The 24,650-nt window shown below is 69.3% G+C and carries 25 protein-coding genes; 13 read left to right on the top strand and 12 right to left on the bottom strand.

Annotated features, from left to right (window positions below; genetic code table 11):
• Positions 1 to 7: 7 nt before the first annotated feature.
• From AC3AP7_RS23180 to AC3AP7_RS23140, 9 genes are all read left to right on the top strand, one after another.
• Complete coding sequence (locus tag AC3AP7_RS23180) at positions 8 to 268, top strand: PAAR domain-containing protein (RefSeq protein ID WP_487364872.1); 261 nt, start codon at positions 8 to 10, stop codon at positions 266 to 268.
• Positions 268 to 1,548, top strand: coding sequence for a hypothetical protein (locus AC3AP7_RS23175; RefSeq protein ID WP_487364871.1), 1,281 nt, complete (start codon positions 268 to 270; stop codon positions 1,546 to 1,548). Before AC3AP7_RS23180 ends, AC3AP7_RS23175 begins: the two co-directional genes overlap by 1 nt.
• Positions 1,493 to 5,290, top strand: coding sequence for an ImcF-related family protein (locus tag AC3AP7_RS23170; RefSeq protein WP_488324868.1), 3,798 nt, complete (start codon positions 1,493 to 1,495; stop codon positions 5,288 to 5,290). The genes AC3AP7_RS23175 and AC3AP7_RS23170 overlap by 56 nt, the downstream gene beginning before the upstream one ends.
• A 138-nt stretch (positions 5,291 to 5,428) precedes the next feature.
• Positions 5,429 to 5,881, top strand: a complete 453-nt coding sequence (locus AC3AP7_RS23165; protein ID WP_487364870.1) for a MarR family winged helix-turn-helix transcriptional regulator — start codon at positions 5,429 to 5,431, stop codon at positions 5,879 to 5,881.
• Between the two features lie 262 nt (positions 5,882 to 6,143).
• Positions 6,144 to 7,373 (top strand): MFS transporter, encoded by a 1,230-nt coding sequence (locus AC3AP7_RS23160; RefSeq protein WP_487364869.1) that lies wholly within the window; start codon positions 6,144 to 6,146, stop codon positions 7,371 to 7,373.
• Between the two features lie 601 nt (positions 7,374 to 7,974).
• The gene (locus AC3AP7_RS23155; RefSeq protein ID WP_487364868.1) at positions 7,975 to 8,478 is read left to right on the top strand and encodes a hypothetical protein; all 504 of its coding nucleotides are present in this window, start codon (positions 7,975 to 7,977) and stop codon (positions 8,476 to 8,478) included.
• Positions 8,479 to 8,703: 225 nt separating this feature from the next.
• Positions 8,704 to 10,230 carry a cytochrome c gene (locus tag AC3AP7_RS23150; RefSeq protein WP_487364867.1) on the top strand — a complete coding sequence of 509 codons (1,527 nt, stop codon included), beginning with the start codon at positions 8,704 to 8,706 and terminating at the stop codon, positions 10,228 to 10,230.
• A 4-nt stretch (positions 10,231 to 10,234) separates the two neighbouring features.
• Positions 10,235 to 11,455, top strand: a complete 1,221-nt coding sequence (locus AC3AP7_RS23145; RefSeq protein ID WP_487364866.1) for a hypothetical protein — start codon at positions 10,235 to 10,237, stop codon at positions 11,453 to 11,455.
• A gap of 30 nt (positions 11,456 to 11,485) precedes the next feature.
• Positions 11,486 to 12,187 (top strand): c-type cytochrome, encoded by a 702-nt coding sequence (locus tag AC3AP7_RS23140; RefSeq protein ID WP_487364865.1) that lies wholly within the window; start codon positions 11,486 to 11,488, stop codon positions 12,185 to 12,187.
• Positions 12,188 to 12,346: 159 nt separating this feature from the next.
• On the opposite strand, the gene AC3AP7_RS23135 is transcribed toward AC3AP7_RS23140, so the two are convergent.
• From AC3AP7_RS23135 to AC3AP7_RS23125, 3 genes are read right to left on the bottom strand one after another with little or no spacing between them, the layout of a single operon-like run.
• Positions 12,347 to 12,700: a DUF6587 family protein gene (locus AC3AP7_RS23135; protein ID WP_487364864.1), complete on the bottom strand. Its 354-nt coding sequence runs from the start codon at positions 12,698 to 12,700 to the stop codon at positions 12,347 to 12,349.
• Positions 12,700 to 14,559, bottom strand: coding sequence for a ferrous iron transporter B (feoB, locus tag AC3AP7_RS23130; RefSeq protein WP_487364863.1), 1,860 nt, complete (start codon positions 14,557 to 14,559; stop codon positions 12,700 to 12,702). Before feoB ends, AC3AP7_RS23135 begins: the two co-directional genes overlap by 1 nt.
• Positions 14,556 to 14,801, bottom strand: a complete 246-nt coding sequence (locus AC3AP7_RS23125; protein WP_487364862.1) for a FeoA family protein — start codon at positions 14,799 to 14,801, stop codon at positions 14,556 to 14,558. Before AC3AP7_RS23125 ends, feoB begins: the two co-directional genes overlap by 4 nt.
• 358 nt (positions 14,802 to 15,159) lie before the next feature.
• Here AC3AP7_RS23125 and AC3AP7_RS23120 point away from each other — a divergent pair, with 358 nt between their 5' ends.
• Positions 15,160 to 15,525 (top strand): DUF2946 domain-containing protein, encoded by a 366-nt coding sequence (locus tag AC3AP7_RS23120; RefSeq protein WP_487364861.1) that lies wholly within the window; start codon positions 15,160 to 15,162, stop codon positions 15,523 to 15,525.
• A gap of 261 nt (positions 15,526 to 15,786) precedes the next feature.
• Positions 15,787 to 16,242: a copper chaperone PCu(A)C gene (locus AC3AP7_RS23115; protein WP_487364860.1), complete on the top strand. Its 456-nt coding sequence runs from the start codon at positions 15,787 to 15,789 to the stop codon at positions 16,240 to 16,242.
• Between the two features lie 145 nt (positions 16,243 to 16,387).
• Here AC3AP7_RS23115 and AC3AP7_RS23110 read toward each other — a convergent pair whose 3' ends face one another.
• The 3 genes from AC3AP7_RS23110 to AC3AP7_RS23100 form a co-directional block, all read right to left on the bottom strand.
• Positions 16,388 to 16,822, bottom strand: a complete 435-nt coding sequence (locus AC3AP7_RS23110; protein WP_487364859.1) for an Hsp20/alpha crystallin family protein — start codon at positions 16,820 to 16,822, stop codon at positions 16,388 to 16,390.
• Positions 16,823 to 16,937: 115 nt separating this feature from the next.
• Positions 16,938 to 17,627, bottom strand: coding sequence for a CBS domain-containing protein (locus AC3AP7_RS23105; RefSeq protein WP_487364858.1), 690 nt, complete (start codon positions 17,625 to 17,627; stop codon positions 16,938 to 16,940).
• 100 nt (positions 17,628 to 17,727) lie between these two features.
• A complete protein-coding gene (locus AC3AP7_RS23100) occupies positions 17,728 to 19,170 on the bottom strand; it encodes an efflux transporter outer membrane subunit (RefSeq protein ID WP_487364989.1) in 1,443 nt (480 codons plus the stop codon).
• On the opposite strand from AC3AP7_RS23100, the gene AC3AP7_RS23095 reads away from it, so the two are divergent.
• A complete protein-coding gene (locus AC3AP7_RS23095; RefSeq protein ID WP_487365065.1) occupies positions 19,158 to 19,343 on the top strand; it encodes a hypothetical protein in 186 nt (61 codons plus the stop codon). The two genes, AC3AP7_RS23100 and AC3AP7_RS23095, sit on opposite strands and share 13 nt — an antisense overlap.
• On the opposite strand, the gene AC3AP7_RS23090 is transcribed toward AC3AP7_RS23095, so the two are convergent.
• Genes AC3AP7_RS23090 through AC3AP7_RS23070 form a run of 5 tightly spaced genes read right to left on the bottom strand, consistent with a single transcriptional unit; the run spans position 19,340 to position 23,050 of the window.
• Positions 19,340 to 20,425 carry an HlyD family secretion protein gene (locus tag AC3AP7_RS23090; protein WP_487364857.1) on the bottom strand — a complete coding sequence of 362 codons (1,086 nt, stop codon included), beginning with the start codon at positions 20,423 to 20,425 and terminating at the stop codon, positions 19,340 to 19,342. The two genes, AC3AP7_RS23095 and AC3AP7_RS23090, sit on opposite strands and share 4 nt — an antisense overlap.
• A complete protein-coding gene (locus AC3AP7_RS23085) occupies positions 20,422 to 21,120 on the bottom strand; it encodes an ABC transporter ATP-binding protein (RefSeq protein ID WP_487364856.1) in 699 nt (232 codons plus the stop codon). The genes AC3AP7_RS23090 and AC3AP7_RS23085 overlap by 4 nt, the downstream gene beginning before the upstream one ends.
• A 1-nt stretch (position 21,121) precedes the next feature.
• Positions 21,122 to 22,267 (bottom strand): ABC transporter permease, encoded by a 1,146-nt coding sequence (locus AC3AP7_RS23080; protein WP_487364988.1) that lies wholly within the window; start codon positions 22,265 to 22,267, stop codon positions 21,122 to 21,124.
• Positions 22,268 to 22,284: 17 nt separating this feature from the next.
• Positions 22,285 to 22,509, bottom strand: a complete 225-nt coding sequence (locus tag AC3AP7_RS23075; RefSeq protein WP_487364855.1) for a DUF2964 family protein — start codon at positions 22,507 to 22,509, stop codon at positions 22,285 to 22,287.
• Between the two features lie 7 nt (positions 22,510 to 22,516).
• Positions 22,517 to 23,050, bottom strand: coding sequence for a universal stress protein (locus AC3AP7_RS23070; protein ID WP_487364854.1), 534 nt, complete (start codon positions 23,048 to 23,050; stop codon positions 22,517 to 22,519).
• A 292-nt stretch (positions 23,051 to 23,342) separates the two neighbouring features.
• On the opposite strand from AC3AP7_RS23070, the gene AC3AP7_RS23065 reads away from it, so the two are divergent.
• A complete protein-coding gene (locus tag AC3AP7_RS23065; protein ID WP_487364853.1) occupies positions 23,343 to 23,684 on the top strand; it encodes a c-type cytochrome in 342 nt (113 codons plus the stop codon).
• 46 nt (positions 23,685 to 23,730) lie between these two features.
• On the opposite strand, the gene phbB is transcribed toward AC3AP7_RS23065, so the two are convergent.
• Positions 23,731 to 24,480: an acetoacetyl-CoA reductase gene (gene phbB, locus AC3AP7_RS23060; RefSeq protein ID WP_487364852.1), complete on the bottom strand. Its 750-nt coding sequence runs from the start codon at positions 24,478 to 24,480 to the stop codon at positions 23,731 to 23,733.
• Between the last annotated feature and the right edge of the window lie 170 nt (positions 24,481 to 24,650).

Raw genomic sequence — 24,650 nt, 5'->3', positions numbered from 1 at the left:
ATCTCCAATGAAATCTCCCATTCGCAAAGGCGACGAACTCGAACATGGCGGAGAAGTGACTGGTGGCTCGCCGTGGATGAATGTCATGGGCAGGCCGCTTGCCCGCAAGGGCGACGCCGCGATCTGCGCCTTGCACGGCCCGACCACGATTGACGAGGGCTACGCCAGATTCCCCGACCGCGACGGCAAGGAGGTTGCCTTCCATCATTACCGCTGCGCGTGCGGTTGTCGCCTGATCTCGTCGCTGCAGCACGTCAATATCGCGTAATGCCGGTCGATCTTTCTCCTGCCGGACGCCCCAGCGCGTATCCGCCCAGGATGCGCTTCTGGCCATGGGCGGCTACCTGGTTCGTCTGTAACGTGTTCGGTCCGGTGATCGTGCTGCTTGCGTGGCCGAAGGGGGAGCCTGCAAGCGGCCTCAAGTTCTGGATCTGGGTGGTGGGGGCACCGAACGGGGTGTTCCTGGTCCTGCTTGGGTTTGCACGCGCGTGCTACGAGGTGCTGTGGTATCGCGCGTACTGGCGCGACCATCATCGTGACCGCTGGCTTGCGCAGAGAATCCGGTTCGCGCAGCGCCCGCTGCACGTACTCGGTGCGGGTTACTGTCTGCCGCTTGGCGGTAAGTCCCTCGCTGACGTTCTGGCAGGGAAAAGGTCGATCCTGAAGACGCAGGCACCGCGGCACGGCTCGGGGAAGGTCCTGTGCAGTCGCTTCGAGGACGATGACCCGCTTCTGGCGCACCAGGGCATGACGGATGAACAGGATGTAGAGGGTGGCGACGCAGACGTACAGATGAAAGCCGCTCCCGCTGCCCAGATGATCCGCGTTGCACTTGAACCGCTGGCTGGAACCATCCATGCGCTGACCCGCTACGAAAGGACGTACTGGCCGCAGGTGCGGGTACTCGTTGGGCCAGAAGCGGCTGACCTGCGTGTGGCACAGGTCCGGGAGGCCTTACAACTGGCGGCGCTGCCCCCACTTGCGGTTCAGGCCGTCGCCGCTGCCGAGGGGCTGCTGGTGGTCGATACCTGGCTCGATGCGCACGAGCACCGCCCGCTTCTCGCCGTCGCCGCACAGTGGTACGACGATGCCATCGACGAAGGTTCTACCGAAGGATGCGTCGCCGTGCTGTTCGACCCGCGCTATTTCAAGCTCCCGCCGGAAATCAGTCGCAAGGCTGCGCTGCACCGGCCCGTCCAGGGGATCGACGGCGAGGCTGAATATGGTTTCGCGAATGCCGCGCTCTGGGGCAAGGTCAAGGCCGCAGCAGTGACGCGCGCGTGGATCACGCGCCCGGTTGAGCACTGCGACCGCGCCCTCGCTGCGGCTGGTTTTCAGGCCGCGTCGAAGGACGCAGCACAGTACCGGCCCGATCGTACGGTTGGCAACGCGGGCGCGGCAAACGGCCTGCTGGCGATGGCTGCCGCCATTGAGGCCGGTGCGGCGGACGGTCCGCAACTGGTTGTCGATGGTCTGCAGTCGGCCATCCTCCATGTCATCCGCCCTGAACAGACAAACGCTTTCACGCATGACGACTCCCAGAAATAACCTGCAGAACATGGAGCCTGAAGCCATCGCCAGCAGGCCGGCTCCGAGCCGCGTATCGATATGGGGCATGCCCCTTGTGGCGCTCGTTCTCGCCATTGCCGCACTCCTGATGGTCTGGTTCGGGCGTGATCGTCTCGGTATCGCGGATGACGCAACCCGAACGCAGATATTGATCGGCATCCCGATCGGGCTGGTCATCATCGTCATTGTCCATCTGTTCGCCATATCGACTGGCGCATACGGTGGGGCAGCCAGACTGTTTCGCTCTGAAACTGGCGACGGCACGAAGCAGGCGAAACCGCTCAAACGCGACGCCCGCCTGCAGCGCATGGTCGAAGAACTACGCGTTTCACACGGCTGGTTCTGGCGTCGCCGCCTGCACTGGCTGCTGGTGAACGGCACGGACGAGCGCATCGATCAGGTCGCGCCCGGCCTCAGGCAGGCGGGCGTCATGCATGTGGCCGACACCCTCCTCGTGCATGCGTCGCCGGACGGCATCGAGGCCGCGGCGTGGCTCGGCCAGCTCCGGCGCCTGCACCGCCGCGCTCCGGTGGATGGCGTCGTGCATGTCGCCCGTGCAGACGATAAGGATACCGAACTGCTGCGCAGGCTTGCAGCGATCGCCACCGCGCTGGGCTGGGCCGCTCCCGTGATGTTCCTGCATCCGGTCACGGTGCGGGGTGGCCCGTCGGAGCGCTACGATGCCATCGGCACCTTCATGCCGGGCACGACGCGCAGGCAGGCGCAGGCCGCCGCCGCGAGGCTGCCGGCCTTGCTCGGCGCAGTCGAGCAGAGCACGGCAGACGCAGGCGTGCGGTGGTGTACCCGGAATGACCGTCGGGTGACCTGGCTGATGGAAATCTCGAAGTATGTCGGCGACCACGCCGGACGGATCGCCGCGGGCGCAGGAGCCCTGGCCGCGTCGAACTGGCTGCGCGCGCCGCTCGCGGGAATCCTGTTCGCCCCGGTTTTTCCGGGGCCGACGGTTGTCCCGGTACCGGTTGCCAATGTGAACGGCGGGAGCGGCGGGAACGGCCGTGACGGCGTACCCGGCGAGGCGGCCAGTGTGCCCGCGCCGCTCATCGTGACGCGCGAGCAGCCTGCCGCCCTGCTGCCGGTCTGGCGCGAGATCGCTGCTTCTGTGCCGAACTATCATGGCCGCCGCACGGGCTTTTACTGGCCGGACACGCTCGCGGCCTGCGCGCTGGCCGGCGCCATCGCATGGATCGTGCTGCTGGTGATTTCGGGCCTCGGCAACCGGACGCTGGTCCGCGATGCGCAGGCGGCTGCAGCAACCGCACTTGCCGCGCCGCCCGCCACCCCCCAGGCGCTGCGCGCGCAACTCGCGTTGCAGAACGAAATCGCCACGCTCGAATACCGCCGGCAGCACGGCGCCCCGTGGTATCTGCGTGCCGGCCTCTCGCGCAACGGCGATCTGCTCGACGCGCTCTGGCAGCCCTACCGGACCGTCGCGATCCGCAACATGCGCCAGCCCGTCGTGCAGGCGCTCGAAGGGCAACTGGCCCGGCTCTCGCAGATCCGCGCCGACGAGCAGCAGAGCCAAGCCGCGCAGCAACAGGCCTACGACCGCCTCAAGGCCTATCTGATGCTCGCCGCCCCGGCGCGCACCGACGCGCCGTTCCTGAGGGCGCAGATGCTGGCGGTCTGGCCGGCCATGCCCAGGATGCGCGCGGGCGAATGGCTCGATACCTCGCAGCAGCTCGCCCGCTTCTGGTCCGATCACCTGAAGGCGCATCCTGAGTGGCGGATCAACGCATCGCAGCCGCTGGTCACACAGATGCGTTCGACGCTCGTCAACCAGATCGGCCTCGCGGCAAGCGATGATGTGCTTTATCAGCGCGTGCTCGACGAGGCGCGTGGCAAGTACGCCGACGTGTCGCTCGCCACGATGCTTGCTGGCGCGGATGCGCATGGCCTGTTCACGACCACGCAGACGGTGCCGGGCATTTTCACGCGCGCGGCGTGGGAAGGCGTCGTCGAGAAGGCCATCGACGACGCCGTGAAAGGGCAGCATGTCGAGGGTGACTGGGTACTGACTGGCGACCAGCCGAGTGCCCGGATCAGCGCCACCACCGTGGAAGGCGCGGTCGGCGCGGCGCAGGCCGCCGTCGACGCCAGGAAGAGCGCTGATGATCTGAGGAAGCGACTGCGTGACCGGTATTTCACGGACTACACAGCGGCCTGGGCGACCATGCTCAACAGTTTCCAGTGGATCCCGGCGAACAGTTTCTCGGGGGTCATCGATCAGCTTACGCGCATCACTGATGCGCAGACCTCGCCGCTGCTGGCGGTGATGAAGTCGGTGCAGTACCAGGGCGAGGCAGGCCGTCCCTCGCAGGCGCTTACCGATACGCTGGTGCGCAAGGCGCAGGGACTGTTCGACAGCGGCGACAGCAACGCGACGCAGGCCCCCGTGGTCAACCCGCTGGACCGCACGTTCGGCCCGCTGCTGGCGCTGATGGGTGACGCCGGTGCCGCCTCGGCCGGCGGCAACGCCGGCAACGGGCAGGCTGCGAATGCCGTCGCGTTCAGTGGCGTGAGCCTGTCGCGCGTGCTGACGGCGGATACGACCGTGCGCCTGAAGCTGCAGCAGATCCAGGCCAGTCCCGATGCGCAGGCGATGGCACGCTCGCTCGCGCAGGCGATTTTCCAGGGCAAGCTCTCGGACCTGTCGCAGGCGCGCGACGACGCGGCGCTCACGGCTGCGAGCCTGGGCGCGCAATGGTCTGGCTTCGGGCAGACCCTGTTCGTACAGCCGCTCGACGCGGCCTGGCAGGCGGTACTGCAGCCTGCTGCCGCGAGCCTGAACGACGCGTGGCGTGCCGCGGTGGCCGCTCCTTTCCAGTCGTCATTCGCTTCGCGCTATCCGTTTGCGCCGACGAGCGCCGACGCGTCCTTTGCCGAATTCGGTCGCTACGTGCGGCCCGACACGGGACTGATCAGCCGCTTCATCGAGGTCGAACTGGCGGGCGTGCTCAAGCGCCAGGGCGACGAATGGGTGCCCAACGCACTCGCGCCGCAAGCGCTGCAGTTCGATCCGGCGTTCCTCGCGATGCTGCACCTGATTGGGCCGATGGGCGCACACCTCTACGCACGGGGCGAGGCGGGTTATCACTTCACGCTGATGCCGCTGGCGACGCCGGGTGTTACGCGCACGGAACTGGTCATCGACGGCCAGCCGCTTGTCTACTTCAACCAGCGTGAAACGTGGACCCCGTTCGCGTGGCCGGGCAACGGCCTGAACGGCCATGCGCGGCTGTACTGGCAGACGCTGGACGGCGGCCTGCGCATCGCGTTCGATGCTACCGGAGACTGGGCCTTCCTGCGGATGCTGGAGAAAGCCCAGGTGAAAGCGCTCGACGACACACGCTACGAGCTGGTCTGGAATGGCGGGGTGGCGAGTCGCGACGGCATCGGGACACGCTCGGCCGCGTCCGCTGCGGGTGGTACGGGTGGTACGGGTGGTACGGGCAGTATGGGCGGTACGGGCGACACGGGCGACACGGGCGACACGTTGGGCGAACCGACGGACACCGCCACGACCCGCGATGCAACCTCTCCGCTGCGCTACGTGCTGCGCGTGCAGGCCGGCGCGGGGCCGCTGGACCTGCTGAAGCTGCGCGGCTTCCGCATGCCGGAGCGCATCTTCGTGACCGGCCGGCCCGGCACGATCTCCGGACTGCCCTCGCTGCCGCCGCTGCCGCCGGCGTTGCAGCCGTGAGCGTCGTGTGGAGACCGATCCGGCGGCAATGCGGCGTGGCGGCGCGTAGATGATTTCACGCGCATAACGGCTCCGGAAGCGCGATGGTTATGAAGGTAATCTTTGCAGTTTACCTTCATAAACACTAGAATGGCGGACATGAATCCGCGTCCCGACTCCGCCCCGCCGCCCCTTGCCGGCACGCTCGCCGCCGAGATCCGCGCGTTGCTCGCACGGATGCGCCGCCGTCTTCGCGAGCAGGCGAGCCCCGGCGACTTCACGCCTTCGCAGCTTTCGGTACTGCAGCGGCTCGAGCGCGACGGCCCGGCCACCGTGTCGCAACTCGCGCGCGGCGAAGGCATGCGTCCGCAGTCGATGGGCACCGTGCTCGCGCCGCTCGAAACCGGCGGCTTCATCAGCGGCACGCCCGATCCGGACGACGGCCGGCAGACGCTGTGGTCGCTCACGCCGTCCTGCGCCGCGTGGTTCCAGCAAAGCCGCGCAGTCCGCCAGGACTGGCTGTGCCGCACCATCCAGGCGAAGTTATCGGTGCAGGAGCAGCAGCAGCTTGCCGCCGCCATCGACCTGCTCAAGCGGCTCGCCGACGACTAAGCCGCATGCGCGTCGTTCGACCATCCCAAAGTCTGCCCATGCGCGATTGCCCAGTCGTCCGTTGCAGCCCATCCGAGCCGCCCCGCCCGTCCCGCCCCGCTGCATCGCGCCCAGCACATGCACACGCACCGGCACCGGTACACGCACCTGCACACGCACCTGCACCTGCATACGCACATGCTCACGCACATGCTCACGCCTCCGCCCGCGCGACACGCGGTCGCCGCGCGCCCGCCGCGTCCGAACGCCGCGCGGAGTACGCATGAGCGATCCGGCCTGGAGCGTATTCCGCTCGCTGCGCAGCTTCAACTACCGGGTGTGGGCGGCGGGTGCGATCGTGTCGAACGTCGGCACGTGGATGCAGCGCACCGCGCAGGACTGGCTCGTGCTCACCGGCCTCACGCATCACAGCGCGGCGGCGGTCGGCGTCGTGATGAGCCTGCAGTTCGGGCCGCAACTCCTGCTGCTGCCGTGGTCCGGCTTTGCCGCCGATCACTTCGACCAGCGCCGCCTGCTGATGACCACCCAGGCGCTGCAGGGCGCACTCGCGTTCGGTCTCGGCGTCCTTACGGTGGCCGGCGTCGTGCAGTTGTGGCACGTCTATCTGTTCGCGCTGCTGTTCGGCTGCACGACTGCGTTCGATGCGCCGGTGCGCCAGACCTTCGTGTCGGAACTCGTCGGCGATGCCGACCTGCCCAACGCGGTCGCGCTCAATTCCACGTCGTTCAACGCCGCGCGGATGGTGGGGCCAGCCGTCGCGGGTCTCGTCATCGGGTCGGTCGGGGTCGGCTGGGCATTCGTGCTGAACGGCCTGTCCTTCGCTGCGGTGCTGGTGTCGCTGTCGCGGCTGCGCGTGGGCGAGCTTCGGGTGCGCGCGCGCGCCGCACGCGGCACAGGCAGTCTCGCGGCGGGGTTCCGCTATGTCTGGGCGCGCGACGACCTGAAGGCCATCCTGCTGATGCTGTTCCTGATCGGCACGTTCGGCCTGAACTTTCCGATCTTCATCTCGACGATGGCCGTCGGCGTGTTTCATGCGGACGCGAGCCGCTACGGGCTGCTGTCGTCGCTGATGGCGCTCGGCACGCTCAGCGGCGCCTTCGCCAGCGCGGGCCGCAGCTATCCGCGCTTCAGCGCGTTGCTGCTTGCCACCGCGCTGTTCGGCGCGGGCTGCGCGCTCGCGGCAATCGCACCGGGGTACGGCTGGTTCGGCGGCGCGCTCGTGCTCACGGGCGCTGCCGCCCTCACCTTCACGACCACCACCAACAGCCTGATGCAGCTGTCGACCGAGCCGGCCATGCGCGGTCGGGTCATGGCGATCCGTCTGGCCGTCGTGCTGGGTTGCACGCCGCTTGGCGCGCCGCTGGTCGGCTGGATCGCTGACCGCTTCGGGCCACGCTGGGCGCTCGGCGTCGCCGCGGCCTCCGGGGTCGGCGCGGCGATCGTCGCCGCGCGCGAGATGCTGCGCCAGCGCCGCCTCGCGCAAGAACCCTAGCGCGAACGCCCTGGCGCAAACATCCCGCCACCCATGCGTTGTTGCAAACGCGCTGTTGGAAACGCCTTGCTGCAAACGCCTTGCTGCAAACGCCTTGCCGCAAACACCCTGCCACAAACACCCTGCCACAAACACCCCGCCACAAACACCCCGCCACAAACACCCGCCACAAACACCCCGCCACAAACACCCCGCCACAAACACCCTGCCGCAAACAAGCACCCTGCCGCCGGTGCGCGCCGCGCATGCGTTGATGCGCAAGCCGGCCTTCCCGTCAATCAATCCCTACCATAACAGCCAGGCTGCATCGCAACGCGACGTGCTTTGCTAGCATGGCCCCTCTCCGATATCTCCGATGCCGGACGGCACGCGCCGTGCGCGATTCCGCCCGGCGCTCTGCCCGCCGAAAAACTGACACTCTAGCCATGCGAGCGGTTGTCGAATTCGTCCCCGTGCCTGCGGCCCGCGCATCGCGCGGCCGCGGCGCCGCGCATGCGCGGCACGGCAGCGCCGCCCCCCGGCCGCGCGCGGGCGCCGCTGCGCGCCCGCGCGCGACGCGCGATGCAGCCAGCCATCGCGACGCAGGAGCGACGGCATCGCAATGAGACAGGCTGTCACGCTGGTCCGGTTCCTGACGTGGCTCGTCCTCATCGGCGTGAGCGTCGGCGCGTGTGCCGGCGTTCTCGCGCCGCCGTTCGTCCCCCGGGTTGCCTGTCGGGTCGCCCCTCGGGCCACCCCTCAGTCCAACCCGCAAGTCACCACGCGGTTCACCCCGCCGCTCGCCCCATCGCTCGCGCAGCATCCAGACGGCGACGCGCCGATGCCGATGCCGACCTCGTGGCGCGGCGCATCCGCTCCCGTCCGCGCCGCGATGGACGCGGACGGCGTCCGCGACGTCACGCCCGTCACCAGCCCCGGCTGTCCGTGCTACATGCTGCAGCATCACACGCCGGCGTTGCCGCTCGTCACCGCACCGTGGCAAGCCATCAGCTTCTGGTTCGGCCGCACGCGCCGCGCCACGCCCGCCCGCCGCGGCATGAAGCGCTTCCGGCGGCGCGCCCATCGCAGCCGTGCACCGCCCGCAGGCGGCGCGCGGCACGCGTGACCCCGCGCACGCACCCACGCGCACGAACGTAGCAGGCCGCTTGCCGGTCTGCGCCGCGTGCGGCAAGCGGCAAGCGGGCGCGCCGCGCGCCTGCGCGCGCCTTCCCTCTTTCCCGCAGTGCCCGGCAGCCGTCGAGGAGACCGCGGCGCGCGTTGCGCGCACGCCGCGCGCGACGCGCCGCACCGGGCGGAAAGCGAGACCTCTCTCAAAGACAAGGAGATCGGTATGAACATGCTCGGCATGTATCCGACGTTCTACGTCCCGGGCATCGGCACCGCCTGGGTCATGGGCATCATCGGCGTCATTCACGTCGTGGCGTCCCACACATCGGTCGGCGCGTCGTTTCTGTTCGCGCTGCTCGAAACGCGCGCGGTGCGAGAAAACAAGCCGCAACTGATGGATTTCATCAAGAAGTACGGGATGTTCCTGCTCGTCTTCTCGTACATCATCGGCTCGATCACCGGGCCGGGCATCTGGTATGCGATCACCGTCGCGAGTCCGCGCGGCGTGAGCGGCCTGATCCACAACTTCGTGTGGGTCTGGGCGAGCGAGTGGGTGTACTTCACGGTCGAGGTGATCGGCGTCTATGCGCTCGTCTACCTGATCGGCAAGGTCGATCCGAAGACCCATCTGAAGCTCACCTGGTCGTTCGCGCTCGCCTCGTGGGCGACGATGCTGCTGATCGTCGGCATCCTGTCGTTCATGATGTGGCCGGGCAACGACCGCTGGTACGAAACCGGCGCGACCAGCGACGCGTTCTACAACGTCAACTTCTTCGCGCAGCTCGGCACGCGCACCGGCGCGATGTTCGTGATGGCCGCGCTCGTGGGCCTGCTGGTCGCGAGCCGCCTGAAGGACCGCGAGCTGCGCCGCAGCGTCGTGCGCTTCATCGCGCCGGTGGGGCTCATCGGCGGACTCTTTGCAGTCCTGATGTTCCTGTACTACCTGCGCACGCTGCCGAACAACGCGATCGTCATGCTCAACGCGACGCTGCTGCCGCTTTACGCGAGGGACATGGTGTCGGTGTTCGTCGTCGCGACGCTGTGGCTCGTGTTCGCCTGGTGGCGTCCGCATCAGGTCTATACGTCGCTCGCGGTGGCGATGTTCATGTTCATCGCGGTATTCGGCGTGTGGCCCGAGGAGCGGATGCGCGAATCGATGCGCAAGCCGTATGTCGCCGGCCAGTACATCTACGGCAACCAGATCATCGCGCGCGACGTGCCCGGCAAGGGGATCGTCTCCGAGGTCGGTACGGTGGCCGAGTATGGGCTGCTGCACGTGAACCCGTTCGTGCCCGACCGGCTGCGCACCGTCAACGACGCCGACGAACTCGAAGTCGGCCGGCTGCTCACGAAGATGGCCTGCGCGAACTGCCACTCGCTCGAACCCGGCGGCCCGCTGCGCAATCTGCCCGGCAAGTTCCACTACGCGACCGACCAGGACCTGATCGCAGCGTTCCTGCGCGGGCCGCTCAAATACGGCACGCAGCCGTACATGCCGCGCATCGACCTGCCGGACGACGAAATCGACGCCATCGCCCATTACCTCGCGGTGGTCGACAGCGGCAAGAACGTGAACCACCTGATCGCCCAGCAGCAGGCGCAGGTGCGGGCGCAACAGGACGCACGACAGGACGCAAAGCCGGACACAACCCCGGACGCGCAGCCGCAAGCCCAGGCCCAGCCGCAGCCGGCGGCCGCGCAGCCGGCGCAGCAGATGGCCGCGCTGCAACCCGTTTCGACAAGGAAGTGACGATATGGATATCGGAACCGTGATGAACACGATGCGCGACCCCGCCGGGGTGCCCGCGCAGCCGGTGGTGTTTCAGGTCTTGATGGTGATCACGTGGGTACTGCACATCGCCTTCGTGCACCTCGCGCTCGGCAGCGCCGGGCTCTCGATCTACGCGTTTCACCGGCGCCATGCCGGCGCGTACTGGGAGCGGCTGTCGATCGCGCTCACGAAGGTCGCGAAGGTCGCGGTGTCGCTGCTGATCGTGCTGGGCGTCGGACCGCTGCTGTTCACGCAGGTGATCTACGACCCGCAGTGGTACACGTCCAACGTGCTGTCCGGGCGCTGGGCGATCGCGTTCATCTTCACGCTGATCGTCGGCTACTGCTGCTGGTTTGCGTTCTATCACGCCAATCACGAGGGGGCGAAAAAGCACGTCGGCGTCTATGCGTGGGTCGCGCTCGCGCTGTTCTGCCTCGACGGGCTGATCATGCACGCCCTGTCCTATCAGGCGCTGCTGCCGCAAAAGTGGATGAGCTGGTACGCGCCCGGCGGCATGGTGGATACGCGCGGCGCGGCGCTGCACGCGATCCAGTGGCCGCGCTACGTGTTCATCATGAGCCTGTCGGTGCCGGCGGTCGGCGTGTTCCTGATCGCGTACGCGCACTACTTCGCGGGGCGCGCCGATCGCGAGCCCGATTACCGCACGTTCGCCCGCGCGCTCGGCCAGCGTATCGCGCAGTGGGGCTTCGCGCTGTCGATCGTGCCGCTGCTCGCGTGGCAGGCGGATTTTCCGCACGCGAGCGGCCTCGCGCTGCAGCCGGTCGGCTGGCTGCTGGTGGCAGGGCTTGCCGCGATGGCGCTGTGGATGCGCCGGCTCGACCGCGCGACGCACGGCTATCTGCCCGCGGCGGGCGGCTTCGCGCTGCTCGCCGTGCTCGCGCTGTGGCGCGAAATCATCCGCGTGCGCTACCTGCAACCCTTCGGCTACGACATCCGCACCTATACCGTGCATGTCGACTGGCCGTCGACCGTGCTGTTCTTCGCGACGCTCGCGGGCATCGGCGGCCTCGTGGGCGGCTTCTATCTGGTGCTGCTGTACCGCTCCGGACGCGTCCAGGGCGTCTATACGGCCGAGCGTTCCGTCGCGCGCATGGGCACCGGCGCGGTCGGCGTGCTGGTGCTCTGGATCGCCGTGTTTCTCGTCTACGGCATCGCGGTCATGTACCGCAACAGCTTCCACTGATCCGCTTCAACCGCTGCAGGAATCTCTCTCATGAAATCGATCCTTCGTTTCGGCCTCGCGCTACTGGTGCTGGTTCAGGGCGCAGCGCACGCCCAGTCTTCCGGACCCGCGCCCGATGTCGGCGCCGGCGAGCGGCGCGCCGCCGTCTGCTTTGCCTGCCACAACGCGAACGGCATCGCGCGCATTCCCGGCGTGCCGAATCTCGCCGGCCAGCCGCGCGACTATCTGGAGAACGCGCTGCGCGCCTATCGCGACGGCGCGACGCGCCAGAACCCGACGATGAACGCGATGGCCAAGCCGCTGTCGGACCGCGACATCGCCAACATCGCCGCGTACTTCAGCCTGCAGCTGCGGCTGAACAACGGCGACACCGCCGCGCAGGAGGTGATCGCGTTCGAGCGCGCGCATCCGGATGCGATGCGGCCGGTCAGCGCCGCGCCCGACGACGCGCCGCGCGTGGTGACCAACGCGCCCGCCGCAGCCAGTCCGCTGCGCGCCGGCGAGCATGTGTTCAACTCGGTGTGTTTCGCGTGTCACGCGACAGGCGCGGCGGGGGCGCCCAGGATCGGCGATCGTGCGGCCTGGTCGGCGCGCCTCGCGCAAGGCAACGCGACGCTGCTGCAGCACGCGCTGCACGGCTTCAACGCGATGCCGCCGAAGGGCGGCTGCGCGTCGTGCTCCGATGCGGACATCGGCGATGCGATCGCCTATATGGCCGCGAAATCGCGTTAGAGGACGCGGGGAGACGCCGGGGATCGCGGGGATACGGCGGGATCGCGCGTGGGGAGCACGGGGAGCGTGGGCTGCGTGTACTGCGTGGGCTGCGTGGGCTGCGTGGGCTGCGTGGGGAGCATGAGGCAAAGCCCGGCCCGCTGAGCATTCCCGTGCCGCTCAGCGCCCCTGTCCCGTGCGGCGATGAAACTGCAGCGGCTGACTCCGAGGCTGATCGAGCGGCTGATCGAGCGGCTGCCCCTCCGCCTGCGCGCCGCGCCCATCGTCGCTGCTGCCGCACGCGCCGCACGTGCTGCAGCCATCGCCGCAGCCGCTCGCCGCGTCCGCCTTCGGCAGCAGCCGCTGCCCGAGCCAGCGCAGCGCACCGGGCCGCCCCGGCTGCATCAGCGCGCGCGCCGCGGCGCTCTGCCCGCGCGCCGCGAGCCGCGGGGCAAGCTTGCGGAACATAAACAGCGCACTCGCGGCCACGAGCGCCACGATCACCGCATACTGCCAGCCGAGGCTCGCACCCATCAGAACATCCTCGCAATCTGGTACGTGATGAACGACGCCGCGTACGCCATCACGAACATATAGCCGAACGAGATCGCGACGTTGCGCCACGACCGCGTCTCGCGCCGGATCACCGCGAGCGTCGACATGCACTGCGGCGCGAACGCGAACCACGCGAGCAGCGACAGCGCGCTCGCCAGCGAGAAGTTCGTGGCGAGTGCGTGACCGAGGCTCGCGACGTCGGCGTCGCCGCCGCTCACCGCGTACACCGTCGCGAGCGCGGCGACCGCGGTCTCGCGCGCGGCGAACGCCGGGATCAGCGACAGGCTGATCTGCCAGTTGAAGCCGAGCGGCGCGAAAATGACCTGCAGCCCGCGTCCGATGTAACCCGCGAACGAATAGTCGATCGCCGGGCCCACCGCGCCGGCCGGCGGCGACGGAAACGTCGAGATGAACCACATCAGCACGGTCAGCGCGAGGATCACGCCGGTGAGCCGCTTCATGAAGATCGAGCCGCGCTCCCACAGGCCGATCGCGACGTCGCGCGCGCGCGGCAGCCGGTACGACGGCAGCTCCATCAGCAGCGCGTGTTCGCCCTGCTGGCCGCGCAGCTTCTTCATGATCCAGCCCACCAGCATCGCGCCGCCGATGCCCGCCGCGTACAGCACGAACAGCACCACGCCCTGCAGGTTGAACACGCCGAGCACGCGCTGCGCGGGAATGAACGCGCCGATCAGCAGCGCATACACCGGCAGGCGCGCCGAGCAGGTCATCAGCGGCGCGACGAGGATCGTGGCGAGCCGGTCGCGCGGATCCGTGATGCTGCGCGTGCCGAGCACCCCTGGAATCGCGCAGGCGAAGCTCGACAGCAGCGGGATGAACGAGCGGCCGGTGAGTCCGACCGACACCATCGCGCGATCGAGCAGGAACGCGGCGCGCGGCAGATAACCCGACTCCTCCAGCACGAGGATGAACAGGAACAGCACCAGAATCTCGGGCAGGAAGCCGAGCACGGTGCCGAGCCCGCCGATCAGGCCGTCGTTGACGAGACCGCGCAGCGGACCGTCGGGCAGCCACGCGGCCGCCACCGCGCCGAGCCACGTGAAGCCGTCGCCGATCGCATCGGTGATCGGCTTTCCGACCGAGTAGACCGCCTGGAACACGAGGAACATCACTGCGGCGAGGATCGCGAGACCGAGCACCGGATGCAGCACCCAGCGGTCGAGCAGATCGTCGCGCGCATCGGTGGCGCGCGGCATCACGACCGTCGCTGCGAGCAGCGCGCGCACGCGCGCGTGGATCGCGTCGGGGCCGGGATCGGCGGCCGCCGCGTCCGCAGCCCCGGGTTGCGCGCGGTCCGCGCCGGCAACCGTCCGGTCGAGCACCTCGACCAGCCCGCGCGCGCCGCCGCGCCGCACCGCCACGGTCTGCACGACCGTCACGCCGAGTTCGCGGCCGAGCGCCGCGACGTCGATCTGGATGCCGCGCCGCGCGGCCGCATCCATCATGTTCAGCGCGAGCACGACCGGGTGGCCGAGCCGCTGCACTTCGAGCACGAAACGCAGGTGCAGGCGCAGATTGGTTGCGTCCGCCACGCACACCACGAGGTCGGGCGGCGCCTCGCCCGGGTAGCGCCCGAGCAGCACGTCGCGCGTGATGCGCTCGTCGGGGCTCGTCGAATCGAAGCTGTAGGCTCCCGGCAGGTCGAGCACCTGGATCGGCCGGCCCGACGGCGCGACGAAACGGCCGACCTTGCGCTCGACGGTGACGCCCGCATAGTTCGCGACCTTCTGCCGCCCGCCGGTCAGCTGGTTGAACAGCGCGGTCTTGCCGCAATTGGGATTGCCGACGAGGGCGATGCGCAATGCCGCGGCGCTCATGAGCGGCCCTCCTCGCGCACGCTCACGCGCTCCGCCTCGGCGCGGCGCAGCGCGAAGCGGGTCGAGCCCACCTGGATCAGCAACGGGTCGGCCCGCCACGGTCCGCACGCGACCACCCGCACGGGCTCGCCGGGCACGAAGCCGAGATCGCGCAGGCGCTGTGCAATCGGATCATCGGGCTGGGCGTCGTCGACGCGCTCGACGATCGCGGTGGTGTGTTTCGTCAGGTTCGAAAGGCGCATAACGGGGCGTAGTCCAGAAAAGCAAATGATAACCGTTCTCATTATAAGAGATGTTTTGCGCCCGGGCGGATTTGTCGGCGGATTACGTGGCGCGGCGCGGTGCGGCATCCTGCCGCGCCAGGCTTTGGGCTTTGGGCTTTGGGCTTTGGGCTTTGGGCTTTGGGCTTTGGGCTTTGGGCTTCGGGCTGCGTGCTCCGTGCTCCGTGCTCCCGGCTCAGGGCTCCCGGCTCAGGGCTCCCGGCTCAGGGCTCCCGGCTCAGGGCTCCCGGCTCAGGGCTCAGGGCTCAGGGCTCAGGGCTCAGGGCTCAGGGCTCAGGGCTGCCGCGATGTTAGACTGCGCGACGTGATCCCGCTCCCGATGACGTCCGTCCGACTGCGCACCTTGCTGACCGCCTGGCTCGGCCTGCTGGCCATGGCGCTGATCGTGCTCGCGCCGCTCGTGAGTCAGCTCGAACGCGCCGCGACGCACGACGCGACGCTCGCCGCGGCGCCGCTGTGCGCCGCGCAACCCGCCGGCACGCACGGCAAGCCGCCGCCGCTGCACGATTCGCTCGCGGCGTGCGGCTACTGCAACCTGCTCGCGCATCCCACGCCGGCGCCCGCGCTCGCGGCGCCCGTCGCCACCGCGCTGATCCTGCTGTGCGCCGCCGCGCCGGTGTTGTCCACCGGCTTCCGGCCGCGCGACGCGTTCCCAGCCGGCCAGCCGCGCGCGCCGCCGCGCTGAGCGGGCCCGCCCGGGTCCGCTGCGGCGCGCTGCAGCCCGCTTACGTCCGCCTGCGCCCGCCTGCGCCTGCTTCCCGCCGGTCCCCGTCACCGTTCCTCCGAGCCGCGAACCCGCGCGCCCTGTCCGTACCCCGGCACCTGTGCGCCGTGCGGCGCGAAGGGCGCTGCCGTTCGGGGCGGCAGGCATCGGCTCGCGGACCCGCGCCGTGCAGCACACGACCGTTACCCGTATTCCCTTTTTCCGTCCACTACTGAGGAATTCATGATGATCAAACGTACTTTGCTGGCACTCGCCGCTCTCCCGCTGTGCGCCGCCGCGATGCAGGCGCAGGCTGCCTCGTCGGGCGCGCTGATGGTGTCGAAATGCTGGATTCGCTCGCTGCCGGCAAGCCTGCCGTCGGGCGCCTACTTCGAGGCCATGAACATGAGCGACAAGCCGGTCGATCTGACGTCGGTCGACACCGACGCGTTCGGCATGGTGATGATGCACAAGACCATCAACGCGGGCAGCACGTCGAAGATGGTGATGGTCGACAAGGTGGGCGTGCCCGCCAACGGCACGCTGTCGTTTGCGCCGGGCGGCTATCACGTGATGCTCGAACAGCCGAAGCATGCGCTGAAGGTCGGCAGCACGATCCCGCTGAAGTTCACGTTCAGCAACGGCGATACGCTCACCGCGCCCTGCGCGGTGAAACCCGCCAGCACGATGGGCGAGTAACACGGTCGGGTCACGCGGCCGGGTCACCACGTGGTCGAGGCAGACCCGTCACCCGGGCGCGTTCGTGCGCCCGGCGGCCGCGCGCCGCCGTGCGCACGCCGATGCCGGGCGGGCGCGAGAGCCCGCGCATCCGCCCGCACGCCGCTCAGCCGATCGCGAGGCGCTTGTGCCCGGCCGGCGCTTTCTTCGGCAGCGTCAGCGTCAGCACCCCGTCCTGATACTGGGCGCTCGCGCGGCTCTCGTCGAGCTCGCTTGCCAGCGTGAACGAACGGTTGATCGAGCCGGTATAGCGTTCGCGGCGGATCACCCGCTCGCCTTCCTTCTCTTCCTTGTTGCGCTCGGCCTTCGCGTTGATCGACACGAGCCGGCCGTCGATCTGCACGTCGATATCGTTCTTGTCGATGCCCGGCAACTCCGCTTTCACCGTGTAGCCACCGTCGTTCTCGGCCACGTCGATCTTCATCGACGCCGCCGGCCGCTCCTCGCCCGACGGCAGGCTGCGCAGCGGCCGGAACAGCCCCTGGAACAGGTCGGACACCTGATCGGGCAGAAACGGATCGTAGCTGGTCAGATTGCTCATGCTCGTTACTCCGTGATGACATCCATGACACGCAGGGATGCGGTTGGCTGCCGCCGCGGCGCGGCAGCGACGATAGCGCAGGACCGTGCAGGCCGCACAGCCTGCGCCGCGCGGCTCACATCGGCGTGAACACGACCGGATAGCCGAGATGGTCTTCCACGCCCTTCACGCCCGGCACACGCTCGACGCACACGCAAATCGCGTTGCGTTCCTCCTCGGAGTTCACCGTGCCCCAGACATGCACGACGCCTTCCTTCACGACGATGCTGTCGGCCGGCAGCGTCCAGCGGTGTCCGCCGAGCGCCTGCAGCACGTGGCGCTGGATCGCCTCGTCGCTCGCCTGCACCTGCGGATCGGCTTCAGTGGCGCGCGCGAGCGCGCGAATCAGGTTGGCGCGGCTCACGATGCCGACGAGCCGCCCTTCGTCGAGCACCGGCACGCGCTTGATATGGTGGCGCACGAGCAGGTCCGCGACGTCGGCGAGCGGCGTATCCGCACGCACCGCGATGACGTTGGCCGTCATCACGTCGGACACTTTCAGCGCGTGCTCTTTCAGGTATTCGCTCGCGAGCCGGCGCGTCGAATGCAGAAACTCGGCGAGCCACGAGCGCTGCGGCTGCCCGGTGCCGAGTTCGACCCGCCGCAGCAGATCCCCTTCGCTGACGATGCCTTCGACAAAACCGTGCGCATCGACCACCGGCAGCCCGCTGATGTGATGCGTGGTCATCAGCGTCGCCGCATCGTGCACCGACGTTTCGGGGGTGACGGTGACGACCTCCGTCGTCATGATCTCCGAGGCTTGCATGGCGTTTCTCTCCCAGGGGCTCATGCCCCAACGCGTATCACTGTAGACTGCGCGCCGTCCCCGACGTTGACGCCGATCAAACGAAGCCGGCGCGCTCCGTTCAGCGCGCGGCGGCCGGCGCACTCCAGCCGCCGCCGAGCGCCGCGTACAGCGCGACGGTGTCCTGCAGCCGCTGCGCTTTGGCCTGCAGCCAGGCAAGCTGCGCCTGGTGGTACTGGCCGTCGGCGACGAGCAGATCGAGGTAGCCGACCGTGCCGGCCGCGTAGTCCGCTTTCAGGAGCCGCAGCGCCTCGGCGGACGTATCGAGCACGCGCGTTTGCGCGGCGAGCGTGGCCGCGTCGTTGTCGAGCGCGCGCAGCGTGTCGGCGACCTGCTCGAACGCGGCAAGCACGACCGCGCGGTACGCGTTGCGCGCGGCATCGTAGGCGTCGAGCGCCGCCTTGCGTTGATACCAGAGCGCACCGCCATGAAACAGCGGTGCATCGAGCGCAGCGCCGACGCTCCACGTGCGGGCCGCGCCCGCGAAAAGCGACGGGACCGTGAGGTTGCCGAAGCCGCCCGCGGCCGACAGCGTCAGTTGCGGCAACAGCGCCGCGGTGGCGACGCCGATGTCGGCCGACGCCGCATGCAGCGCAGCCTCCGCCTGCAGGATGTCGGGCCGCTGGCGCACCAGCGCGGACGGCAGCGTCCGCGGCAGCCGGGCGGGCAGCGCGATGTCCGCGAGCGACAGCGACACCGCGGCGGTTTGCGCCGGAAACTGGCCGCTCAGCGCCGCGAGCAGATCGTCGGCCTGCGCGCGTTTCTGACGCAGCTGCGGCAGCGACGCGTCGAGCGTCGCGCGCTCGCTCTGCAGCGTCAGCACCGCCGCATACGCGGTCGCGCCCGCGCGCACCTGCGCGTCGGTGAGCGCGATCTGCTCGTCGACGAGGCCGATCATCTGCTGTGTCGCGTCGATCTCGTCGCGATACGCGGCGCACGCAATGACGGTATCGACCACGTTCGTGCTGAGCGTGAGCCACGTCGCGGCCAGCGCGTCGCGCGCCGCATCGGTCTGCGCGGCAAGGCTCTCGACCTGGCGGCGCGCGCCGCCCCACAGGTCCAGCGTGTAGCTGATGGTTCCCGACAGCGTGAACAGGTTGAAGATCGAGGCCGGCAGATTCTCGCCGATATGCAACGGCGAATAGCGCTGCCGCTGCGCGCCCGCCTGCGCGTCGACCTGCGGGTAGAACACGCCGGCGCCCGCGCGCAGCAGATCGTCGCTGCGGCGCAGCGCGGCCTGCGCCTGCGCAAGCGTCGGGCTGCCGGTGAACGCCGCGCCGACCGCGTCGTCGATCGAGCGGCTGCCGAACGCGGTCCACCAGTCGTCGCGCAACGGTTCGAGCGCGCTGAAGCGCTGCGTCTCGCCGGCAGCGTCGAGCGGTCCGCGCACCGGCGCGCCCTGCTCGAACTGTGTCACCGGCGGCGCGGCCGGCCGCGCGAAGTCCGGGCCGAGCGCGCATCCGCCGCCGGCGAGCGCGAAGGCGAGCCCGCATGCAAACGCCAGCGCGCGTGCCGGCCCCGCGGCCTGCCCGGCTGGTGCGTCCGGTGCGGCTGGTGCGTCCGGTGCGTCCGGTGCGGCTGGTGCGGCTGGTGCGGCTGGTGCGGCCGGTGCGGCCGGTGCGGCCGGTGCGGCTGGTGCGCGCCGGCCCGCGCGCCGCCTGCGCGTGGCGCAGCTAGCTCGCGGCAATGTAGACATCGACGATCTGCCCAGGATAAAGCCGCAGCCCCGGCTGCGGCACCACATGAAAAATCACCGGCAGCACCCGCACGTCGACGCGCTCGGTGCGCTGGTCCGACAGTTCGATCTTCGGTGTGACATACGGCTGCACGCGCGCCACCTGCAGATCCGCCTGCACCGACGTGCCGCGGATGAACATGCGCGCCTTCAGCGCATGCGGGTCGGGAAGCCGGTCGATCAGGATTTCGTCGACGAAGCAGCGCACCGCGAGTTGCTGCTGCGGCGTGCCGAGCACGATCGCGGGCTCGAAACCCTGCTGGTAGCTGTCATAGACGCCCTGCGGCGACAGGTACGCGCCGAGCGCGGCGTTCAGCGCCAGCACGCGGCCGTCGGCCGGCGCGCGCAGCGTGTAGTGATCGAGCAGCGCGTGCGAGGCCGCCGCGGCCTTGCGCAGCGCGTCGACCTGCGCCTGCTGGTTGCGCACGTCGTAGACCCAGGCGCCCGCGTGCGTCAGATCGTATTGCCGCGACGCGACGTCCAGATTCGCGCGCGCCACCTTCAGCGCATTCGCCGCATTGTCGAGCGTGTCGCGGCTCACCGCTTTCGGATCGATCTCGTATGCGCGCTCCTGCTTGTCGAATGCATCCTCGGCCATCTTCAGGCTGGCCGCCGCCGCGCCGACCTGTGCGCGCGCGACGTTCAGCGTCTCCGCGCGCGGCTGCGCCTTCAGTTCGTCGAGCAGCGCCGCGGCCGCGTCGGCTTGCGCGTCGAGCTGCGCGGCGGTGGCGCGCGGCACGCGGTCGTCGATCGTCAAAAGCGGCGCGCCGGCCTTCACGAGATCGCCGTCGTGCACGTCCAGCGCGACGACCGGGCCGCTCACGTCCGGGTACACGTTCACGTTCTCCCCCGCCCCCTGATCGCTCTCGACGATCCCGATCGCGTAGACGCCGTGCGCGTAGGGGTTCGCGGCCGGCGCGAACACTGGCGGCTGCGGCGACTGCTGCAGCCCGAACACCCAGGCCGCCGCGAGGCTCGCGACGAAGCCGACGAATGCGATCGCAAACAGGATGCGCTGCTTCATGGCGGGCTCCCGGTATCGACGTGCATCAGGCGGCCGTCCTCCATGTGCAGGATGCGGTCCGCGTAGTCGAAGATGCGGCTGTCGTGCGTGACGATCACGATGCAGCGCTTCTCGTTGAGCACGTCGTGCTTGACGAACTCGATGATCGCGCGCCCGGTGTCGCCGTCGAGCGACGCGGTCGGCTCGTCGAGAATCAGGATGTCGGGCTGGCTGACGATCGCGCGCGCGATCGCGACGCGCTGCTGCTCGCCGCCGGAGAGCTTCACCGGCGGCAGCGCCGCGCGGTTCGCGAGGCCGACGATCGCCAGATATTTCAGCGCTTCGGCAAGCGCGTCGTCCCAGTCGCGCCGCTTCAGGATCAGCGGAATCGCGACGTTTTCCGCGGTGCTCAGGCGCGGAAACAGGTGATAGTCCTGGAACACGAAGCCGATGCGGTTCAGGCGGAACGTCGCGATCGCATCGTCGGACAGCGTCCACAGATCGACGCCGTCGACGCGCACCGTGCCCGCATCGGGCCGCAGGATGCCGGAAATCACGCTGAGCAGCGTCGTCTTGCCGCTGCCGGACGGCCCGACGATCAGCAGCATCTCGCCGAAGGACGCCTGCATGGCGACGCCGTCGAGCGCGCGGGTGCGCGCGTCGCCTTCGCCGAACCATTTGCTGACGCCTTGCGCGTCGATGGCGAGCGGCGCCACGTCAGCCCCGGAAAATGTCGAACGGCTCGATGCGCAGCACGCGCCGCACGCCCAGATAGCTCGACAGCCCGGCGATCACGACGACCATGCCGAACGCGAGCGCGAGGTTGCCGAACGTGATCAGGGCGCCGTAATCGGGAATGCGCAGCCGCGCGAGCGCAATCGACGCCGCGCACAGGCCCACGCCGAGCCCGTAACCGGTGAGCGCGGTGAATGTCGCCTGGAACAGGATCATCCCGACCAGCTCGCGGCGCTTCGCGCCGATCGCCTTCAGCGCGCCGAATTTCTCCAGATTCTCGAGAATGAACGTATAGAAGGTCTGCCCCGAAATCGACAGGCCGACCACGAAGCTGATCACCGTCATCAGCAGGATGTTCGTGCCGAGGCCCGTTTCGTACTTGTAGAAGCGCGCGATGCGGTCCATGAACTCGGCCTTCGTGTACGCGACGTAGCCGAGCGCGGCGACCGCCGCCTTGATGTGCGCGATATCCGCCGCGGACTTCGGCTCGACCAGGATGTACGAGGTCGTAAAACGCGTGCCCGGCAGATACTCGATCGCGCGCGTGTACGTCGTATAGAGCGTGGGCGTGCCGAACAGCCCGCTGCTCGATACCGTGGCGATGCCGACGATCACGCCGCGGTGATCGTTCAGCTCGAAGTCGGTGCCGAGCTGCGGATTCTCCAGCTTGGGAAACTCCGCGTCGTCGATCGCGATGAAGCCGCCTTCCGCGTAGATGTCCTCGATGCGGCCGGCCACCATGTGCGGCCAGCCATAGAGCGTCGTGTCGTCGAGCCCGATCACGGTGGCCGCCTGGTAGGTGCCGTCGCGCAGCTTCACGAGCGCCGCGCCCGAAAAAAGCGGCACGGCGTAGCGCACGCCGTCGATGCTGCGCACCGCGTCGAGCACGTAGTCGGGCATGCCGATGCTGCTCGCGATCGTCTGCACCGCGGGATCCATGACCCAGACCTTTGCGCCGATGTTGATCACCGTCGACGACGACTTGTTCAGAATGCCCGCGAACAGCGACGTCATCTCCACCATCAGGAACACCGCGAACGTGATGCCGACGATCAGCGCGGAGAACTTCGCGCTATCGTTGACGAGCAGCCTGAAGGCAAGCTTGAGAATGCCGCTCGCGCCGCGCAGTGTCTTCACGGGCCTCCTCAGCCGTCATCGGACGGACCGGGATTCAGCAGCACGACCACCGCGCCGAGCGACACGATCAGCACGACGGCGCCGGCCACGAGCGCGCCCGGTACGTCGAATACGAGCCCATGAATGCACACGCCGATCGCGAACAACGCGGCGAACGTGGCGAGCAAGGCGCACAGCGTGCGCAGCGGTCCGGGCGTATCGCCCGGCTTGCGCGACAGCGGCAGGCGTTTCATCGCGGCCTCACGCGTGCGCGCGCGGCGCATCCGGTGCTTCCGGTGCTTCCGGCGCTTCCGGCGCTTCCGGCGCTTCCGGCGCTTCCGGCGCTTCGGCCGCGCCGGCGGCGGCGGTCTCGCGCACCTGCAGCACCGGCACGTCCGCGCCGCTCGCGACGCGCTGCGCGACGCTGCCGAGCAGCGCCTGCGCGAGTCCGCGGCGGCCGTGCGTGCCGAGCACGATGAGCTGCGCGTCGATCTCCCGCGCGTGGCGCAGCAGACAGCGCGCGATGTCGTCGTGCAAGCCGGCGGTCTCGATCAGTTCGACCTGCGCGTCGACGCCCGCGTCGCGCAGCGCCGTCGCGGCCGCGTCGAGCGCGTGCTGGCCCGTGCGCCGCAGCACGGCGAGCAGGCCGGACGGATCGTCGTGGCCGACGTAGGTGTACAGCAGCGTCTTGTCGATCACGTGCACGGCGAAGACCTTGCCCTGCATGTGCTTCGCGATGCGGATCGCTTCGGCCAGCGCGCGCGCGGCGCACGCGCTCCCATCGACTGCGGTCATGATTCGCTGATACACGGCGGACTCCACGGGTTGCACCGGCCGCGTGCGGCCAGCGCCGGGCGCGCCGCGCAGGAAGCGCACGATACACAGGATGCACGGCCCGGATGTCCTCATCATCGGGCCTGCCGCGCCGGCCGGCTTGACGTGCGTCAAACGCACCGGGACCGCGCGCGATCCGTTGATCTCGCTCAAGCGCGCGCCGCGCGAGTGCGGCGACGATCGTCGTACCGGCACGCCGCCGGCGCATCCGCGCGCCGCGCGCGTCTCGCCCTCACCTGCTGCGAGGCTCCTCATGAATGCGTTGCGTCTGCTCACCGCGACCGGCGTCGCGACCGTCCTCGCGTGCCACGCGGCCCGCGCGCCGGCGGCCGGCGACGACGCCGCCGCGCTCGTCGACCGGCATCACTGCATGTTCTGTCATACGGTCGATGCGCCGTTTCTCGCGCCTTCGTTCCAGCAGATCGCACGCCGCTATCGCAACGTGCCGGACGCGCGCGCGATGCTGGAAAACAAGCTGCGCCTGGGCGGCAAGGCGCACTGGGGCGACACGCCCATGCCGATGCCGCCCGAGCGCGGCGGCGAGATTTCGCCGCAGGACGCGCACGTGCTGATCCAGTGGGTGTTGAGCCAGTGATCCGGCGCCGCGCGCGGCGGCGCGTGCCTTCGCGCGCGCCGCCGCATCAATGCATGTGCATGCCGCCGTTGATCGCGATCTCCGCGCCGGTGATGAAGGCCGCGTCGTCCGAGCAGAGGAATGCGACGAGCGCCGCGACCTCGTCCGGCTTGCCGAGGCGGCCGAGCGGAATCTGCGGCAGGATCCGCGTGTCGAGCACGTCCTTCGGGACGGCCTCGACCATCGCGGTCGCCAGATAACCCGGCGACACCGTGTTCACGGTCACGCCGTGCCGCGCGACTTCGAGCGCCAGCGCCTTCGTGAAGCCGTGCACGCCCGCCTTTGCCGCGCAGTAGCTGGTCTGCCCGAACGCGCCGCGTTCGCCGTTCACCGAGCCGACGTTGACGATGCGCCCGAAGCCGCGCGCGCTCATTCCGGCAATGAACTGCTTCGTCACGTTGAACAGGCCGTCGAGGTCGGCGCGCAGCACCGCGTCCCAGTCGGTGCGCGTCATCTTGGCAAACGTCGTGTCGCGCGTGATGCCGGCATTGTTGATCAGGATGTCCACGCGGCCGAGTTCGTCGAGCACGCGCTTCGCGCAGCGTTCGCACGAATCGTACGACGTGACGTCGAGCTCGAAAGCCTGAAAGCGCCGCCCCTGCTCGCGCTCGTGCGTGAGCCAGGTGGCCGCGTGATCGTTGCGGGGCGAATGCGACATCGCGACCGTGACGCCCGCGTCGTGCAGCCGCCGGCTGATCGCCGCGCCGAGCCCGCCCATGCCGCCGGTGACGAACGCGATGCGTTGCGTGGTGCTCATGCTGTTCTCCGTTCAAGAGACCTGAAAAGTCGTGCAGCGGTGCGCCCGGCTTCACGCGCATGCCGGGCCGCGCCGCGGGCAGGCCGGGCCGGGGCCGCCGGCGTGCCGCTTCACTATAGGAGCGCGCTCGCGGCACCGGTTGACCTGCATCAACGCGGTGGGCGGCGCGC

The organism is Paraburkholderia sp. PAMB 6770, from assembly GCF_057748135.1.
This window is presented reverse-complemented; position numbering and strand designations above follow the sequence as displayed.